Source organism: Polaribacter sp. NJDZ03, assembly GCF_019263805.1.
Classification (GTDB): domain Bacteria; phylum Bacteroidota; class Bacteroidia; order Flavobacteriales; family Flavobacteriaceae; genus Polaribacter.
Window position 1 is genome coordinate 27,501 of record NZ_CP079195.1, and the last position, 19,600, is coordinate 47,100.

The 19,600-nt window shown below is 29.4% G+C and carries 13 protein-coding genes (1 of these 13 running past the window's edge); 3 read left to right on the forward strand and 10 right to left on the reverse strand.

All coding sequences use genetic code 11. The annotated features are described in order from the left end of the window. The 3 genes from KV700_RS00120 to KV700_RS00130 all read right to left on the reverse strand — a co-directional run. Positions 1–1,755, reverse strand: the 5' portion of a protein-coding gene (locus KV700_RS00120) for a long-chain fatty acid--CoA ligase (RefSeq protein ID WP_166387281.1). Its footprint begins 21 nt before the window's first position; only the first 1,755 of its 1,776 coding nucleotides appear in the window; the start codon lies at positions 1,753–1,755; its stop codon lies off the left edge, out of view. Positions 1,756–2,104: 349 nt separating this feature from the next. Next, entirely contained in the window at positions 2,105–2,899 is a 795-nt protein-coding gene (locus KV700_RS00125) for a pentapeptide repeat-containing protein (protein ID WP_218598652.1), read from the reverse strand. Positions 2,900–3,150: 251 nt separating this feature from the next. Beyond that, positions 3,151–3,984, reverse strand: a complete 834-nt coding sequence (locus KV700_RS00130; protein WP_218598653.1) for a helix-turn-helix domain-containing protein — start codon at positions 3,982–3,984, stop codon at positions 3,151–3,153. Between the two features lie 305 nt (positions 3,985–4,289). On the opposite strand from KV700_RS00130, the gene KV700_RS00135 reads away from it, so the two are divergent. The 3 genes from KV700_RS00135 to KV700_RS00145 all read left to right on the forward strand — a co-directional run bounded on the left by KV700_RS00135 (position 4,290) and on the right by KV700_RS00145 (position 6,339). Next, entirely contained in the window at positions 4,290–5,036 is a 747-nt protein-coding gene (locus KV700_RS00135) for a DUF2807 domain-containing protein (protein WP_218598654.1), read from the forward strand. 287 nt (positions 5,037–5,323) lie between these two features. Then, positions 5,324–5,887: a hypothetical protein gene (locus KV700_RS00140; protein WP_166387289.1), complete on the forward strand. Its 564-nt coding sequence runs from the start codon at positions 5,324–5,326 to the stop codon at positions 5,885–5,887. Next, the gene (locus KV700_RS00145) at positions 5,878–6,339 is read left to right on the forward strand and encodes a hypothetical protein (protein WP_166387291.1); all 462 of its coding nucleotides are present in this window, start codon (positions 5,878–5,880) and stop codon (positions 6,337–6,339) included. The genes KV700_RS00140 and KV700_RS00145 overlap by 10 nt, the downstream gene beginning before the upstream one ends. A gap of 85 nt (positions 6,340–6,424) precedes the next feature. Here KV700_RS00145 and KV700_RS00150 read toward each other — a convergent pair whose 3' ends face one another. The 7 genes from KV700_RS00150 to KV700_RS00180 form a co-directional block, all read right to left on the reverse strand. After that, complete coding sequence (locus KV700_RS00150; RefSeq protein WP_166387293.1) at positions 6,425–7,651, reverse strand: threonine/serine exporter ThrE family protein; 1,227 nt, start codon at positions 7,649–7,651, stop codon at positions 6,425–6,427. A 92-nt stretch (positions 7,652–7,743) separates the two neighbouring features. Beyond that, on the reverse strand, positions 7,744–11,427 hold the full coding sequence (gene purL / locus KV700_RS00155; RefSeq protein WP_218598655.1) for a phosphoribosylformylglycinamidine synthase: 3,684 nt from the start codon (positions 11,425–11,427) through the stop codon (positions 7,744–7,746). Positions 11,428–11,585: 158 nt separating this feature from the next. Further along, a complete protein-coding gene (locus KV700_RS00160) occupies positions 11,586–13,649 on the reverse strand; it encodes an endonuclease (RefSeq protein ID WP_218598656.1) in 2,064 nt (687 codons plus the stop codon). 33 nt (positions 13,650–13,682) lie between these two features. After that, on the reverse strand, positions 13,683–15,890 hold the full coding sequence (locus tag KV700_RS00165) for an endonuclease (protein ID WP_218598657.1): 2,208 nt from the start codon (positions 15,888–15,890) through the stop codon (positions 13,683–13,685). 82 nt (positions 15,891–15,972) lie between these two features. Next, positions 15,973–17,184 carry an RsmB/NOP family class I SAM-dependent RNA methyltransferase gene (locus tag KV700_RS00170; RefSeq protein ID WP_166387301.1) on the reverse strand — a complete coding sequence of 404 codons (1,212 nt, stop codon included), beginning with the start codon at positions 17,182–17,184 and terminating at the stop codon, positions 15,973–15,975. A 215-nt stretch (positions 17,185–17,399) separates the two neighbouring features. Continuing rightward, entirely contained in the window at positions 17,400–17,558 is a 159-nt protein-coding gene (locus KV700_RS00175) for a hypothetical protein (RefSeq protein WP_218598658.1), read from the reverse strand. Between the two features lie 453 nt (positions 17,559–18,011). After that, a complete protein-coding gene (locus tag KV700_RS00180; protein WP_218598659.1) occupies positions 18,012–18,959 on the reverse strand; it encodes a T9SS type A sorting domain-containing protein in 948 nt (315 codons plus the stop codon). Positions 18,960–19,600: the final 641 nt, after the last annotated feature.

Sequence of the window (19,600 nt, forward strand, 5' to 3'; positions counted from 1 at the left end):
AAACAAGTCTTTATAGATTTCTTTGATGATTGCTCGTTTCATTTTCATGGTTGGAGTTAAATGTCCATCTTCAATAGACCAGACGTCTGGTGTTAGTTCAAAACGCTTTATTTGTTCCCATTTACCAAAGTTTAAGTTGCATTTATCTACTTCTTTCTGAATACGTTCAATTACAATATCTGAGTTAGCTATTTCTTTATTTGTGGTACCAATATTTAAATTTTTATGTTTAATCCATTCTTTGATAAAATCAAAATTTGGTTGTATAAAAGCAGCTGGCATTTTTTCTCCTTCTCCTATAACCATCACTTGTTCTATAAATAAGGATTGTTTTAGTTCACCTTCTAATAATGGTGGTACTACATATTTACCTCCAGATGTTTTAAACATTTCTTTAGTTCTACCTGTAATCTTTAAGAAGCCCTCACTATCTAGTTCTCCTTTGTCTCCAGTGTAAAAATAACCTCCTTTTAATACATTTTCAGTTCTTTCTAAGTCTTTGTAATAACCTAGCATTACATTAGATCCTTTAACTAAAATTTCTCCAGTTTCTGCAATTTTTACTTCAACGTTATCTATTACTTTACCAACAGTACCAACTTTAAAACCTTTATTTCTTTGATCATTTACAGAAATTACAGGAGATGTTTCTGTTAAACCATACCCTTCCATTATTGGCATTCCTGCTGCTGCAAATACCTTTGTTAATCTGGGTTGCAGTGCAGCACTACCGGAAACCATTATTTTTAATTCTCCTCCTAAAGCCGCTTGCCATTTAGAGAAAATTAATTTTCTAGCTATTTTTAATTGTGTTTCATACCACCAACCATTTACACCATAAGGTTCATACTTTAATCCTAAATTTACTGCCCAAAAGAACAATCCTTTTTTTATACCGGTTAGAGCCTCTCCTTTTAAAATTATTTTATCGTAAATTTTTTCATACAAACGAGGTACCGCAGTCATTACATTTGGTTTTATTTCTTGTGCATTTTCAGATAATTTTTCAATTGATTCTGCAAAATAAATAGAAACTCCACAATATTGATATAGATATAAAATCATGCGTTCAAATATATGACAGATCGGTAAAAAACTTAAACCAATAGATTTTCCATAATCAAAAGGAACACGTTTTTCTGAACTTAAAACATTGCTAACTATATTTCTATGTGATAACATAACTCCTTTAGGTTTACCTGTGGTACCAGATGTATAAATTAAAGTAGCTAAATCGTCTGTTTTTACATTGTTTTTTCTTTCTTCAACAATGTTTTGATTACTAGTGTCTTTACCAGACTCTAATATCTCATTCCAACTTTTTTCACCTATTATATCATCAAATGTATAAACAGCCTTTAAACTGGTGTTACTTTTTATCTTATTTATTTTTGTTAGAACCTCTATATCTGAAACAAAACAATAAATAGATTCTGAATGATTTAAAACATATTCGTAATCTTCTTCTGAGATCGTTGGATAAATTGGTACATTTTGTGCACCGGTTTGTAATATTCCAATATCACATATGTTCCATTCTGTTCTATTTGTAGATGAAATTACAGCGATCTTATCATTTGGTTTTATGCCTAAATTAATTAACCCTCTACTAATTTGGTTGGCCTGATCAATATATTGTTGCGTTGTAATAGATTGCCAACTACCATTGGTTTTAGAACTAAATGCTTTTTCTAAATTATAGGTTTCTAATTGGTAATAAGGAAAATCGAATAATCTTGTAACTTCTACTGCCATATATTCATATTATAATTGAAGTAGGCAAATTATGAATTTTAGATTGATTTAACAAATACTTACTATAAGAGTTTTTTATTAAGAATAATTTAATTTTTATACAACAATATATTCATATTATTAATTAATATAATATTTGTTTGTGAGTCTTGTATTCTAACTATTGTTTTATTTAAAGGGACTTCTATATTTCTCATAGAAATCTATTATTGTGATATTTAGAAAAAAAAAAGCTAGCTTTTTTTAAAAAGCTAGCTGTATACGGTTTTGGTTAGCCCCCTAATTCCAACCTCTTCCATTATGGGTGCAATCTATAATTAATTGTATAAATTATAGCAGGTATAAATACCTATTTTGCATTTATCAGGTGTTTATTAAAGCTTTTTCCGTTAATTTTAGTGTATTTGGAATCAATCTCGTAGTCAACTTTCATATTTGTAATATTAAATTCACCAGAGACTTTCATGTATTTGATGTTTAAGTCTTCTTTAAAATTGGTGTTTTTAAAAGACACACCATCTAAAAATTGCGTGTATTTATATGTTGCTACCTCTTTAAATATTGCATCTTTAAAACTTACATTACTATTAAACTTCGCGTATTTAAAAGTAGCAATTTCATAGTAGGTTGTATTTGTAAAATTAATTTTGCTATCAAATTTAGCATATTTAAAAGTGCTATCATCTTTAAATGTACTTCCAGAGAAATCAGTGTTTTTTTCAAAGCGAGAGTATTTAAACATTGCTTTATGCTCAAATATGCAGTTCTTAAAAATAGTTTCATTTTCAAAACTAGCTGTAAAAGTTAGTTCAGATTCTTTATCTGGTATATAGGCTAAAACATCATCTTTAAAAGTACAGTTGATAAAAGAAATATTTACATCTATTATTTTTTTAATTTCGTTAGTTGAGTTTTCAGAATTCCAATTAAACCAGCTACTTTTCTTTTTATTAGATTTTTTTTTAAGAGCTTCATTCTTAAAAGTAAAATCTAATACACCAATAATAGTCGAATTATTTATTGAAATTGATTTTCCTGCTTTTATATCTTCCATAATAGTAGCGGCTTTAATTTTATTTTGAGCAATACTAATAGTAGAGATTAAAAATAATGTGATTGCAAATAGAACTTTTTTATTTTTCATTTTATGAATATTAATTGTTATACATAATAATGACTTTTTTTTTTATAGATTGTGACACTTTAACCATATAAATATTTTAAACTCGTAATTACAGGAGTACAGCGTTATTTACAAAATGCAAAAAAGACCAAATAATTAAATTTGATCTTTTTAAACTCCATAGCAAATATACTTTGTATAATATAATTAAAATATTTCCCCCAAAACATTTTATAATAGTATATAAGTAGGCAAATATAGAAATAGTAGAACTAATTTTTTTGTAATAAATCGTAATAGTTATTTTTTAAAGCTTGCTTTACAATTATGTAATCTTCTTTAAAGTAATTTTTAAAAGAGTTTGAAGTAAATAATTTAAAATCTTTAGCAAAGTGAGATTCATCATAATAATCGTACATGAATATTAAGTCTTTTAATTCTATCTGACCTTTTTCATATTTTCTCATTAAATTTAGAAAACGTTTTATTTGAATATACTTACCAGGTGTTATACCAACCATTTTTTTAAACTCAGTTTCTAATGTCTTTTGCCCAAAAGGAATGGTCTTTAAAATATCATTTACAGAAATTAACCCTTCTTTTTTATTTATCAGTAGAATAACATGATCTATAATTATAGTCTTTTTATCTTCTAGGATAGGTAAAGAGTTTAGAAAAATAGAGATTTCTTTAAATAGGTTTTCATAATTATCTTGGTAATTTAAAAAGATAGTTTTTAATTTTTTTGATAAATTTGGTTTTAAAGAATCTAACGGAAGATGTTGGTTTGTTATTTTAGAAAGATCAATATTGGTTAATTTAAATAGTGTAGTAGGTTTAAAACTAATTCCACAACACAAACCTACATTGTCTACAACAACAGGATATGATTTTATAAATTGTCCAAATATAGTTAGCCCTTTTAATTCTTTTTTACTTTTATTTTGTATGGTATATTGGTTACCAGAATAAATATAAGAAATGCTAGAAAACGCCATAGGAATTATGATAGTTGTAAAAGGCGTATCTTTTTTGGAGTATTCAATACTATAGAATTCATCTACTAAATGAGAAGCTGTTTCTGTATTATAATATTTTAAATTCATAAGGATAACTTTATCAACTCTAATAATTTTTGGAGTCTCAATTTATTTACAATCATTTTTTTGACTAAAAAATAGAAATTTAATCACTTTGTTTATGTACTACTTTCGATTTTTTAGAAGAATTATCTTTAAAAAAGTAACGTATAATTATAAAGTAAGATTATTTGAACTCTTTTTATTCTTTCTTTTTTTAGTAAAAATAGATAAAACAGTAACAAATTAAAAACAGAATAGTCTTTTACGTAGTCATAGCGTAGTAATAAAACTATTAAGTACGTGTAATACTCAAATCTAAAATAAAAACCATGAAATTTAAATCAATTATTTTCTTTTTAAGCCTACTATTTTTCAACAATAATACCAAAGCACAAGCAACTATTCAGCTAAGTTCTAGTTTTAACAAAATTATAGTGAGTCCTCACATAGAAGCTGTTTTTATAAAAGGAACTAACCCAGGTATTGTAATAGAAGATATTAGTGTTCCTTTAGAAAAATTTAAATACGAAATAGAAAAAGGAACATTACAAGTCTATTTAGAAGGTGCTAAAACCTATACAAAAAATAAAAAAATAGTAACTAAAAATTACCAAAAGAAGGTTCCATTATATAATAATAGGGTAGTTAAAGTACTTATCACTTATGCAGATGTATCCTTGTTTTCTATAAGAGGAGAAGAAAAAATTACATTTCAAACCCCTTTAACTCAAAAAGAATGTACATTAAGGTTATATGGAAAATCTGAAGTTACCATTCCTACAATTAAAGTTGATAAATTAAATATCTCTATTTATGGGGATAGTTTTTTAAAGATGAATAAAGGACATGTAACAAAGCAAAAAATTACGGCCTACGGAGCAAGTAAAATAATGGCAACAAGTGTTATTGCAAAAGAAACTAAAATTACAGCCTATGGAAATGGCGTTTTTCAATTAAATACATCAGAACGAATTAAGGTAAATTCTTATGGAGAAGCAACTATTTTGTATAAGGGAAATGCACAACTTAAAAAAGGAATTGTTATTGGCGAATCTACCATTAGAAAATTAATTTAGACTTAGGGCGTTTCCAAAGGTCGGGCTTTCCGCTATATCTTTTTACAGAAAAAGTAAAAAGGATGCCGCTTTAATCCCTAACGCAAAACAGCTTTTAGATTTTTCTAAAAGCTGTTTTTTTATTTAAATGGTTTTGTTTTTATTTTAAAAATAAAAGAAATTATTCAAAGTATTTACACTGAACGGATAGATACAAATTATTTAAAATTTTAATAAATTGCTTTTATATAGCGAAGCTTAAACAAGTAATTTAAGTACTTTTGCAGTGTATAAATTTAATACACTCTATGCTTAAAAAGCACGTAAAACAGCTCTCGTTTAGTTTAATATTATTAAGCCATTTAGGTTTTTTAGCTGCTATTTTATATGAAAAACAGCAAAACATTTATGTTTCCATATTTGTTGTATTGGTAATTATATTACTTCTAATCAGATATAAAAAAACTTCATTAAAAGCCAAAAATCATGATTTAGAACATGTATTAACTGTTGCATTTGTTTTTTTTGGAGCCATTATTACCTACGTTTTAAGTGTTTCATTTAAATTAAGTAGTGTTTTAGCAGCAAGTTTAGTCGGTTTGGTTTTTAGTTTTGTTCCTACATTTTTTACAAAAAATAACTTTATTAAAGGAATGCCTACCGCAGTTTATTGTGGTGCTTTTGTTGGTATGACAAATGTTAATATTGCTCCAGATTATATATTTATAGCACTAGCAAGTGTTATAACAGGTTTTCTGTTAGTAGGTACAAAAGATGCTTTTCATGGTTTTGGAGGTAAATTAGGAACCTTAGCCTTTGGAGGTGTTACCCTTGCTTTTTTTATCACTTTTATAATTTCTAGATGGCTTTAGATAACTTTATATTATTAATTGTAGGAGGTCTATCTTCTATAATTACATTTCTTTTGCAAATAAAATACAAACAAGGACCTGTTAGGTCTTCTGCTTTGGTTGGTGTTTTAGTAGGTGTATTTGTTTTAGTATTTCCTAATTTATTATCAACTTACTTAACAGAAAATTTGCCACTAGTTTGTTTTGGAGCTTCTTTTATAGGTATGGTATCTTCAAAAATTATGTCAGATTATTTGCTAATAGGTTTTTCAGGAGTCGTTTTTACACTTATTTATTTTAATACAAGTAATTATTTTAGTGGCTTTGGAGGTGGTTTAGGATCTGCCGCTTGTATTGCCTTATTAGTAACTTTAAGTATCCCGGTATTAATGAAAAAAAGAAAATTAAGCAATGGGTTTTTATTATTAAGAAGGCAAATGCGTTCTAGAATGAAAAAGAAAAATTACAAATAAATTTAAATTCAAAAAAATATATAAAAAAAACAGTTTTTAGATTTTTCTAAAAACTGTTTTTTTTATACCAATATAATTATATGTTTTAATGAGATTTATAATGATGTTCTTTAGGTTTTCTTTCTCTAAAAGTACCTGCAAAAAGTAGACCACCAATAATTGCCATTAATATAAAAGTAACTTCTTCAAATAAGTTTGCAGAAGCAGTAATAGACGGATTAAAAAAGGAACTACTTAAGCCCATAAAAGACTTGCTACCTGGTACCAACATAATAATACCTAGCGTTAAATAGACCGATTTTGGTGTTTTAGAAATTCTACCAAATATACGGCTGATACCAACAACACTTAAAGTACCAATAAAAGTACTTACTAGAATACCTAAACCAGATGATAAAAATACGGTTATAAAAAAGGCAAAAATACCTGTTAAAACGCCAAAAAACATATCCTTCTTTCTTACTTGAAATATTGGTAAAATACAAATAGAAAATATGGGTATTGCAAAAAAGATAGTCCATTGTGGCATATCAGACACATAATGAGTTAAATCAATATCAAGTAAAGAAGTCATTAAGCCTAAGCCTAGTATTACACCAAAAAATTGTTTAAATAAAACAACCATTGCATCAAATAGTTTTGCGCCACCAGCAACCAAACTTTTAGAGGTTATTTCTTCTAACGCTGTTGTAATTGCCAATCCTGGAATAAAAATAATTATAGAAGCTAATATGGTTAACCCTAAATTAAAATCTGGAAAAATAAATGTTAAAAGACAAGCAAAAATAGTGACTACCAAAGCACATAAAGACTCAAAAACACTTTCTACATATTTAGATTTGTTAGCTAAATATACAAATAGATAAGTAAGTGTACCTAGAAGTAAAGAAAAGATAAAAGAGATCCAGTTTGTACCAATCATTAAACTAAAAGATCCAGCAGCAAAAGCATATGCTAAAGTTAATGTTAAATGATTTACCTCTTTGGTTTTAGCATGAATAATCTTTAATTCTTTGTCTATTTCACTTACCTCAATCTCTGTATCAATTACCTTGTTGGTTAGTTCATCAATTCTAGAAAAAGCACCTAAATTTAAAGATCCAGGCGGAATGCATTCAACATAATTGTAAGAATTGTTTTCATCATAAAAAACATAATTTACCCAAGTAGGTAAATCCATAAAACTACCTGTAATACCTTTTGTTTTGGCAACCTGTGTTAAATATGATTGAATTTTATAGGAAGGAATACCGTATATATGTAACGCTTTTCCAATTTCTACTATAAATTGATATTTTTCTGGAACTTTCATTTGTACTAATTAAACAGTGCTATTTTTATTGATTATTAGAGCCAAAAAAAGGGCTTTAAAAAAGCCCTTTTTTATATACTTTTTTTGAGGTATTATTTTGTCAACCAGTTTTTAGCATTTACAAAAGCTTCTAACCAAGGAGATACTTCATCTTTTCTTCCGGCTGGGTAATTTGCCCAGTTCCATTGAAAAGTAGAACGCTCTATATGAGGCATTGTAACTAAATGTCTACCAGACTTATCAGACAACATTGCAGTATTAAAATCTGATCCATTTGGGTTATTAGGATATCCTTTATAACCATATTTTGCAACAATATTATAATTTGCTTCTGCTTCTGGTAAGTTAAATTTTCCTTCACCATGAGAAATCCAAACACCTAATTCCGTACCCGCTAAACTAGATAGCATAACAGAGTTATTTTCTTGAATTTTTACAGAAGTAAAAGAACTTTCATGCTTCATAGAATCATTATGAACTAATTTACCATGTACTTTATGATCTGGATTTATTAAATCTAATTCCATCCATAATTGAGCTCCATTACAAATACCAACAGACAAGGTATCTTCTCTTTTAAAGAAGTTCTTTAACGCTGTATTTGCTTTTTCATTGTACTTAAATGCTCCAGCCCAACCTTTTGCAGAACCTAAAACATCTGAGTTAGAGAAACCACCGACAGCACCAATAAATTGAATATCTTCTAATGTTTCACGACCAGAAATTAAATCTGTCATGTGTACATCTTTCACTTCAAAACCAGCTAAATACATTGCATTAGCCATTTCACGTTCAGAATTTGAACCTTTTTCACGGATAATTGCAGCTTTTGGACGAGATTGCTTCGTTCCTCTCGCAATGACAGGAAGTTTACCTGTAAAGTTCTCAGGAAATTTATACGTTAAAGGTTGATTCTTATAATTATCAAATCTGTCTTGAGCTAAGTTATTAGCGGTTTGTTTACTGTCTAATAAAAAAGAAGTTTTATACCAAACATCTCTCATTTCTGTAACATCAAAAGAGAAATTATCTTCGTTGTTTTTAATGTTTACTGTTCCTGAATTATTAGCAGTACCAATATTAAAAAATTCAACATTATTTTCTGATAAAATATTTTCTACAGAAGCATCTGCTTGGAAAACAATTCCTGAATTTTCAGCAAATAATACTTTAATAGAATCTTCTTCATTTAAAGCAGTAATATTAAAATCGGCTCCTAAATTTACATCAGCAAAACACATTTCTAACAACGTTGTAATGAAACCACCAGAAGCAACATCGTGTCCGGCAGTAATTTTATCGTCTTTAATTAAGTTTTGAATTGTATTAAATGTATTTTTTACAAAAGCACTGTTTTTAACATCAGGAGCTTCATTTCCAATAGTATTTAAAACTTGGTGGAAAGAACTTCCTCCTAATTTAAACTCATCTTGAGAAATATTAATATAGTAGATATTTCCTCCATCTACTTTTAAAAGAGGTTCAACAACTTTGCTAATTGCGTTACAGTTTCCTGCAGCAGAAATTATAACTGTTCCTGGTGCAATTACTTCATCGTCTCCATATTTTTGTTTCATAGATAAAGAATCTTTCCCGGTAGGAACATTGATTCCTAATTCTATAGAGAAATCAGATACTGCTTTTACAGCTTTGTATAAACGCGCATCTTCACCTTCATTTTTACAAGGCCACATCCAGTTTGCAGATAAAGAAACTGAATCTAAATTATCTTTTAAAGGTGCCCAGATTAAGTTGGTTAAAGATTCTGTAATTGCATTTCTACTTCCTGCAGCAGGATCTATTAATGCAGCAATAGGAGAGTGCCCTATTGAAGTAGCAACTCCTTCTTTTCCTTTATAATCTAACGCCATTACACCAACGTTATTTAACGGAATTTGTAACGGACCAACACATTGTTGTTTGGCAACTTTACCACCAACACAACGGTCTACTTTATTTGTTAACCAGTCTTTAGAAGCCACTGCCTCTAATTGTAAAACCTGAGATAAATAGTTTTTAAAATTCTTAACTTTATATCTAGAATTTTTATAATTTCTAACAACTGTTTTGTCTGTTAAAATAGTTTTAGGAGAAGAACCAAACATGTCTTCCAAGGCTAAATCCATAGGTTTGTCACCTTTTGTTTTAGACTCAAAAGTAAAACGATTGTCTCCAGTTACCTCACCAACAGTGTACATTGGCGAACGCTCACGTTCTGCAATTTTCTGTAAAGTATCTATATGTTTTTCAGCAATAACTAAGCCCATTCTTTCTTGAGATTCGTTACCAATAATTTCTTTTGCAGATAGCGTAGGATCTCCAACAGGTAAAGCGTCTAAATCTATTTTACCACCAGTCTCTTCTACTAATTCTGATAAACAATTTAAATGTCCACCAGCTCCATGATCGTGAATAGAAACAATAAAGTTTTCTTCACTTTCTACCATTCCACGAACCGCATTTGCAGCACGTTTTTGCATTTCTGGATTAGATCGTTGAACGGCGTTTAACTCGATACCAGAATCTAATGCACCAGTATCTGCAGATGAAACTGCAGCACCACCCATTCCAATTCTGTAGTTTTCTCCACCAAGAATTACAATTTTATCACCTTCTTTTGGTGTGTCTTTTAAAGCCTGATCTGCTTTTCCATAACCAATTCCACCAGCTTGCATAATTACTTTATCAAAACCAAGTTTTCTTGCAGGTGAATCACTTACAGAAGAATTTTCTTTATGTTCAAAAGTTAATACAGAACCAGTAATTAATGGTTGTCCAAATTTGTTTCCAAAATCTGATGCTCCATTAGATGCTTTTATTAAAATATCCATAGGAGTTTGGTATAACCAATCTCTAGCTTCAAATTTATGCTCCCAATATCTATTTTCTTCTAAACGAGAATAGGAAGTCATGTAAACTGCTGTTCCTGCCAAAGGTAAAGATCCTTTTCCACCAGCAAGTCTATCTCTAATTTCTCCACCAGCACCTGTTGCTGCTCCGTTAAAAGGTTCAACTGTTGTTGGGAAGTTATGCGTTTCTGCTTTTATTGAAATAACAGATTCAAAATCTTCAGTTTGATAAAAGTCTGGTTTATCCGCCGTTTTAGGTGCAAATTGTTCTACTTTAGGTCCTTTTACAAAGGCAACATTGTCTTTATATGCAGAAACAATATCGTTAGGAAACTGTTTAGACGTTTCTTTTATCAGATTGAAAAGGGAAGAAGGTTGTTCTTCTCCATCAATAATAAATGTTCCGCCAAATATTTTATGTCTACAGTGCTCTGAGTTTACTTGGCTAAAACCAAATACTTCAGAGTCTGTTAATTTTCTAACAATTTTAGTAGCAACACTTTCTAGATATTCAACTTCTTCGTTACTTAAAGACAATCCTTCTTGATTGTTGTAGGCAGCAATATCTTCAATATCTAAAATTGCTTCTGGTTTAATTTCTATTGTGAATGAATCTTGAGTTAGTTTCTTGAATTTCTCAGAAATCATTGGATCAAAATCAGAAAATTTTTCTGTAGAAGCTGTAAATTCTTCAATTCTTATAATATCTGAAATCCCCATATTCTGAGTGATTTCTACAGCATTTGTACTCCAAGGAGTAATCATTGCAGCTCTTGGGCCAACAAAAAATGCATTTATTGTTGTTTCTTCTATTTTTGGTTGATCGGCAAATAACCAAGTCAATTTAGCAATAGTTTCTGTAGTTAATTTTTCTGATGTTTGAACAGCGAATACTTTGCTGTTTATATTTCCAAAGAAATGAATCATTATTATATTTTATTTGGGTGTTGTTGTAAAAATGCAAATTTACTTTTTTTCAATTTAATACTAATGATTTAATTTACTGAAATTTAAGAGTTATTCACGAGGTTATAAACCAAAAAAAAAGACCGCCGAAGCAGTCTTTTTTTAAGTTGATAGGGAAATTAATTCTTTATCAATTTTTTTGTAATAGATTGATTGTCAGAATTTATTTTTACTAAATAGATTCCTTTAGTTAAATTAGAAGTATCTACACTATTATTTTTTTGGTTTAGAGTCGCTTTTTTTATCAACTTACCTAAAACATTGTACATCTTAACCTCTGCACTTTCTGTTATTTTAAAATAAACTGTATTACCATCTGTTGGGTTTGGGTACATTTTAAAGGAGTTAAATACGTCTTCTTCTGTACTTAAAGTAGAATAACACGTCCAAGATAAATCATCGATTATTACACGATCACCTCCAGAAGTAGATTCACTAATTGAAACTATAACATTACCATATATATTTATATTTGAAATTGTTGTTGTTTGAATTTCATCTCCATAAGGTAATGTACCTTTTTTAACTCCGTTTACAAATACATCTAAGTTTCCAGTACCACCACTAAAAGCACGTAAAGTTGAAGCTGTTAAACTTCCAATACCATTTGCAAAGGTAGATGATGTTAGAGATCCTATTTTAGAATCTCTAACATCTATAGCAACAGCTTTACCGTTTAAAGTAGCTTCTTTATCCGATCTAGATTTTACAGCAGTCCAATCGATACCATTATCTCCTGTCCACGTAAAAGTAGAGTACGAACTACCTTTGTCTGGCACTTTATCAAAAGTCTCAGTAGCACAAGTTGATGATGCTACTGTTGTAGTAGCGCTTACTTCTGTAGATTTAGCAGATACATTATTTGCAATATCTTTTGCGGAAATTGTTACACTATAAGTTGTATTTGGTGCTAAACCAATAGCTGTATAAGTTGTATTTGTACTGGTTCCGTTTAAAGCACCATCTACATAAACAGCATAACTTTCTACAGAAGAATCATCTGTGGAAGCAGACCAACTAACTTTAAAACTAGAGCCAGATTGATTAGTAATAGTAATACCTGTTGGTACAGTTGGAGGTGTAATATCTGTTAAAGTTGTTGCGTTTGCAGCTATTGATTGAGCAGATTTATTATTTGCAATATCTTTAGCTAAAATAGTAATACTGTAAGCTGTACCAGTAGTTAAACTAGTTAAAGAGTATGTTGTATTTGCGGTGTTACCTTGTAAAACACCATTTGCATAAACTTCATATTTTGTTACCGCTTCATTATCCGTAGAAGCTGTCCAAGAAGCATTAATAGAAGTTGATGTAATATTATTTAGTGTAACACTTGTTGGCACAGTTGGTGCCTCTGTATCTGGAGTTAAGTATATACCCCAAGAATCTAAAGCATTTTCTCCTCCCCAAATTCTTGTTGCTAAATAGGCATTGTCTATAAAAGGATTTCTGTTTCCTTGTGCGTAAGCTGCATTAGAATCATGATAAGCATTTCTTTGTCTTTCAAAATCTGATACAGGATCTTCTACGTTCCATTCTAAGAATAAATCGATCATTTCATCATCTGGCCCAACTAAGTTTCCAATACCAACACCCGTTGGTTTACATTGGTCTCCGTAACGAATATACATGTACATAATTATTCTAGCAACATCACCTTTCCATTCATCACCAGGATACCAACCGCCATTTTGGTTACCAGCATTACCAGAACCATCAGCAAATTTAGTATTACCTCTATTAGAGTTCATTTTTACATCAGAAGGACGTAAGTTGAATGCTTCCGCATAAGGTGGGCCGCTTTTACCAGTTTTTTCAAGTTTTGGGTTTGCCAATGAGTTTGCATAAGTATGTTCTCTGTTCCAATCTGTACCCGTATTACCACCATTTAAAGATTTACTTCTGGTTCTATCTGTTATATAGTCTCCATCAGTATCATTATATCCGTAAATAAGTAAAACATTATCCTCATTTGTAGGGTCTACATCTGTAATTTTACTGGCTTCCCAAATACCAGGAGTATAGCTTAAAAAGTTTGTATGAGCAGCAGCTGTTTTTACAGCTAATTCATCTTTTAGTTCTAGTTCAGATTTTGTTAAATCTACATCGTTATAATAAGATTCTGCTTGTGCATTTATTAAAAATGAAGAGAATAATAAAAGTATAAGTAATGTTTTTTTCATGTGTTTTATGTTTTATTGAGTTTGAAAAATAATTTAGTTTTTAATCAATTTTTTAGTGATAAATTGTTTGTCAGAATTAATTTTAAGTAAGTAAACACTTTTAGATAAGGCAGGTATGTCAATTTTATTTTTACTTTTTGTAACATTAACAGATTTTACTAATTTTCCTAAAACAGTATAAATATGAATCGTAGCATCTTCTTTAACACTAAAATAGATGCTATTTCCATCTGTTGGGTTTGGAAACATTTTAAAAGTTTTAAAAGTATTTTTAGAAGTACTTAAAGTAGAAGTAAAACTACCAAATCCATCAGCAGTGTTTGCAGGAAAAGAAGTCCATTCTTCTTGTAAATCGAAAGTGGTATTTGGACCACTGATATTTCCATTTCTTCTTAAAGTTTTATTTGTGGCAAAACTAGAATCGCTACCAAATACACCTATAATATCTATTAATACGTCGTTCTTAAACAAACCAATGGCATCATTTCCCGTAAAGTTAACAGGTTGCCCCCAAACATTATCTTCTATAACTGGCTGTACTAAGTCTACTTGACCATTTGGATTAGAGGTAGAGTAAGGTTGCAATTGAGGTATATCATTTTTACCGTTTCCTATTACAAATACGTCTCCGGGAACAACATTTTTAACTGTTCCATTATCTAATGCTAATGGAGTTGTCCAGTCAGATGCACCATTTCTGTCTAATTTTATAACATAACCAGATAGGTCTACGGTACCTCCTGTTAAATTAACAATTTCTAAGGCCTTATTTGTTCCTCCATCACCTTCAAAATATTCAGAAAAGAATAATTCAGAAGCAACACCTCCAGAAATACCGTCTGTTGTAGTAGCATTTACAGAAGCACTTTGTTCAGATTTATTATTGTCTTTATCTTTAGCTAAAACAGTAAGAGTATAGGTAGTTGATGTTGTTAAACCAGTAACAGCATAGGTTGTTGCTGCAGAAGTAGCTTTGAAAGTACCATCAACAAAAATATCATAACCAGCTACTTCATTATTGTCTGTAGCTGCAGACCAATTTAAGTTAAAAGAACTATCGGTTATATCTGTAATTGTGATGTTTGTAGGCACCGATGGTGGAGTAGTATCTGCTAAGGTTTTACTTGAAACAATAGCACTTGCTTCAGATTTATTAATTAAATCTTTAGCGATTACTTTAAAATTGTAGGTAGTATTTGTTTCTAAACCAGTAATAGTAGCAGAAGTTGTTGATGTCTGTTTTGCTAAAACATCATTCACATAAACTTGATATCCTGTAACACCAATATTATCTGTAGAAACTGCCCATGAAATATCTATTGTTGTTAAAGTAATGTTGCTTAAAGTAACATTCTTGGGTTTGCTTGGTGCTTCAGTATCGCTACTTGTGTAGATTCCCCAAGTATCTTCTGCATTATCTCCTCCCCAAATTCTAGTAGCTAAAAATGGATTGTCTATAAACGGATTTCTATTTCCTTGTGCGTAGGTATTAGACGTGTTTTCGTGATATATATTTCTCCTTTTTTCAATACCTGAAACAGGATCTTCTCTATTCCATTTTAAGAATAAATCGATCATTTCATCTGGTGTAAATTGAGTGTCACCAACTCCAACATTTGTTGGTAAACACTGACTACCATAACGAAGGTACATGTACATTATTATTCTAGAAACATCACCTTTCCATTCGTCTCCAGGATACCAACCTCTTGTTTTTGGACCATCAGGACCATTGTAAGTAATATTTGAACGAGAAGAGTTACCTGAACCCAAAGCAAATTTGTAATTATTTCTTGCTGAGTTTCTACTTTTATCCGCTGGTCTTAGATTATGCGCATCTGTACCTGGACCGGGGTTATTGGTTTCTAAGCTAGGAATTGCAAGTGATTTAGAAAAAACATGTTCTCTGTTCCATACAAATGTAGCACCTGTAGCACCATCTTGCAAAGTGTTATTTCTTGATTTATCATTAGTTTCATCGTCATCAATACCATCTTCCCAACCGTAAATTAAAACAACATTGTCTGGTTCTGCGGTATCTAGATCTGTAATTTTAGAAGCTTCCCAAACACCAGGTGTATAGCTTAACATATTAGAATGCGTGCTAATAATTTTTGCAGCTAAAGCGTCTTTTAAAGCAATACCAGTTAGTTGTAGATTTACATCGTCGTAATAATCTTCTTGAGAAAAAGATATAAAAGATGTAACTGTTAAAATAAAAAAAAGTAGTTTTTTTACCATCTATAATGAAATTAAAAAATAAATACTTTCTTTTTTAGCAATTTAAGGGTTACATCAGCAATAAATATAACCCTTTGTTGTATTATTTTCTTTCTAAAAGTGCCATATAAAATCCGTCGAAACCAGAAATATGCGCTAACACTTTTTTATCTGAGACAAAGGTAAAGTCTTTTCCGGCATCTGATGTTAAGAAATGATTAACTTGCTCTTGGTTTTCAGAAGGTAATACAGAACAAGTAGCGTACACCATTTTTCCACCTGGTTTAACCATTGTAGAATATTGCTGTAATACGTCTTGTTGAATTTTTTTAATGTTTTCTATAAATTCTGGTTGTAATTTCCATTTAGAATCTGGGTTTCTACGGATAACACCTAAACCAGAACAAGGAGCATCAATTAAAACTCTGTCTGCTTTACCTTGTAATTTTTTAATAGGTTTTGTAGAATCAATTACACGCATATCTATGTTATGTGCTTTGTTTCTCTTTGCTCTCACTTTTAATTTACGCAATTTACTTTCGTAAATATCCATGGCAATAATTTGTCCTTTATTTTCCATTAAAGCAGATAAATGCAAAGTTTTACCTCCAGCACCTGCACAAGTATCAATAACTTTCATACCTGGTTTTACGTCTAAATAGGCAGCAACAAGTTGCGATGATGCATCTTGAACTTCAAAATAACCACTATGAAAAGCTTCCGTTTTAAAAACATTTGCTCTTTCTGGTAGAATTAAAGCATCTGGATGATTAGGAACAAATTCTGTTAATACATTTTCTGCTCTTAATTTCTTTTGAAGTGCTCCTCTAGTAATATTTAAGGTATTGGTTCTTAAAATTACACTTGCTTGTACATTTAAAGCCGCAATTTCTTTCGTCCAAATTTCTTCACCTAATTCTTTAGAACACATTTCATCCATCCAATCTGGTATAGATTCTCTATATTTTCTTGTAGTAGATAATTCTGCAAAACGGCCTTTAATTCTTCTTTCTGGTACATCTCCAATTTGATTCCAATCTGGTAAAGCAATTCCTCTTAGAATACACCATACAGAGAATAGTCTCCAAATATTATCTCTATCATACGGTGCTTTTACTTCTGCAATTTCTGCGTATAACCTGTTCCAACGAACAATGTCGTATATGGTTTCTGCTACAAATTTACGGTCTCTTGCTCCCCAACGTTTATCCCGTTTTAAAGCTTTTTCTACAGCTTTGTCTGCATAAACACCTTCATTAAATATATCTCTTATGCTGTCAATAACTGCAAAAGTTAAGTTTCTGTGTAATCTCATTATTTCATTTGAATATAGGGCACAAAGGTACAAAATCTGAGCAACGAATCAGTAGTTTTGATTCATTTTTAAACAAGGATTCATTTTATGAATGTTATGTAGTTTTTATAAAGGTTTATGCTTACTTTTTTTAGGCAATTGTTTATATATGTGAATGCGATTTATTATATTAAAAAAGGAAAAGTTAAACTTATATAAGTTTAACTTTTCCTTTTTTAATGATTCTTTAAAAAATATTTTTTAGCATTTACTATTGTAAAAACACCATATAATATGGCTATTATAGTTAGTGTTAAAATACTTGTATCTATTTGTAATCCTGGTGGAGGTGGAGGTGGACTAATTGGTGGAGTTTGAATTAGTAGTGCAATCATTTTTAATTAGTTTGTTTAGTTATTGATTGAATATATCATTTGTTTTTTTAAAATAAAACTTTTTTAGTTATTGTACTTTTATTCTTGTAATATAATTTCTTATAGAAATTTATTTTATGAGTATTAATTGGCTATGTATTTAGTATTATTCATTTTTTTGGGGAATTAAATTAAATAAACACACTATCAAATATAGCAAAAGAATATTTGTTTTTACTGACTTTTAGGCTACAAATCCTTCAATTATCACTGATTATTATGCATTCTTTTAAAAATTAGATTTCTATTATGAATTTAATAAAAAAATATTCTTAAAAATATTCAAATTGAATATTTGTTGTCTCAAGTGCTCGTTTTATATAAAAACTTATTATAGAAAAAACAAACAAAAAAAGCTGAGTAATGTTTTCATTATTCAGCTTTTGGTTAATACCTTTCATTCTTTTTTAGAACTTATTGAATTAAAACTTTCTTGTTTATCATACCTCTATTCGTATTCATTTTTACAATATATACTCCCATTGGTATTTCATTTTTTAGAGCTAACTGGTAGCTGTTTTTCTGTTCTATAATATTCCAGAAGTCTGCTTTTTTACCAAGTATATTAATAAGTTCTATTTTATGTATTGTTATTTCCTGATTTTTAGAAATTATAATATTTTGATTTTGATTATCAGCATAAATAGTAGTTTCTGTTATTAGTGCATCGTTTTCTATATTAAGTGTGTTCGATTTTTTAAAAGCTAAAACAAAACGATGAGAATAGACACCTTTCTCTAAGGTTAAGTTAATTTTACCATCTTTTAGGTTGTATACTTTTTCGGTAAGTTTATCTTTTATGTAAAATTCTTTAGAAATATTTTGAATTTCATCTACCATTAAATCGACATGCCCAGAATATCCCATCGTAATTTCTAACGGAACTTCTAAGTCATCAGATATTTGTTGTACGCCAGTAATTACATATTTTCTATGATCATCCTTAAATTTCCAATAGATGTCAGTTTCATTATCTGTATATGACTCCGAGTCGTAACCTTTATCATAATCAAATGAATTTGTTGCTTGAAAAGAAATAGCTATTTGATGATGTAATCTTAAGTTTTCTTTATTTGTATATTCAAACCCTAATTTAATAACAGGTAACAACTCTATAATTTTTGTTGTTTTAGCAATGTTAGTTTCATTATTTTTTGTGTTTTTAAAAGGGATGTTGTCTTTACAACCTACTGTAGTGGTTTCGTTAATTGGTATGGAGTAGTAAGCGTAAGCTTTGGCATTAAAAAAGGTTGATAAGATAAGTATTAAAAATACAATTCCTTTTTTATTCTTTGAGTATTGAATTTTAAAAAAATTAGATACTTGAAATAATAATTCCTGGGTATTTTTTGTGCTATTCATTTGTTTTGGGGGATTAGTTTAAATAAATATTCTCTCAAATATAGCAAAATAATATTTTATTTGCTATTTTTTTATTTATAAATGAACATACGTTGTTTAACTGTAGTGTATTCTTGTTAAACTGTTGTTTTTGTTGGTGATTTAATAAAAAGATTATTCCTGCCAATAATTAAAATCTGTATCAAGTGTTTTCTATTGGTTCTTAGAAGTTACGGTTTCTTGTAAGGAATTATTAAATTATTATCGATTAATGAAGGTTTCTTTTGGATTATAAATATTTCTACTTTTTAAAATTTCAGCAATAAGATAAATTATCATTAATATAGAACGGTTTATTTCCTCAAATAAAATAATTCTTTTAAATGTAATAACGTACAGTAAGGTTTTTGAAATACAACTGTTGCTGTTGTTTTTTTATTTTATATCCTTTTTTTTGTTGGATATGAATCTGATATCTTAAAATGTTATTATTGAGGTAATCTATTTTAGTTCTTTTTTAATGGGTAAAAATAAGAAGACCACAGTATAAGAAATTTAATTCTACTACTGTGGTCTTGTGTACTTCTTAAGAGTTTACCTTAAGTCTACCTTTTAATTTTAATAAGAATGTATAAAAGTTTTATTTAAAAAAGACTTAAATA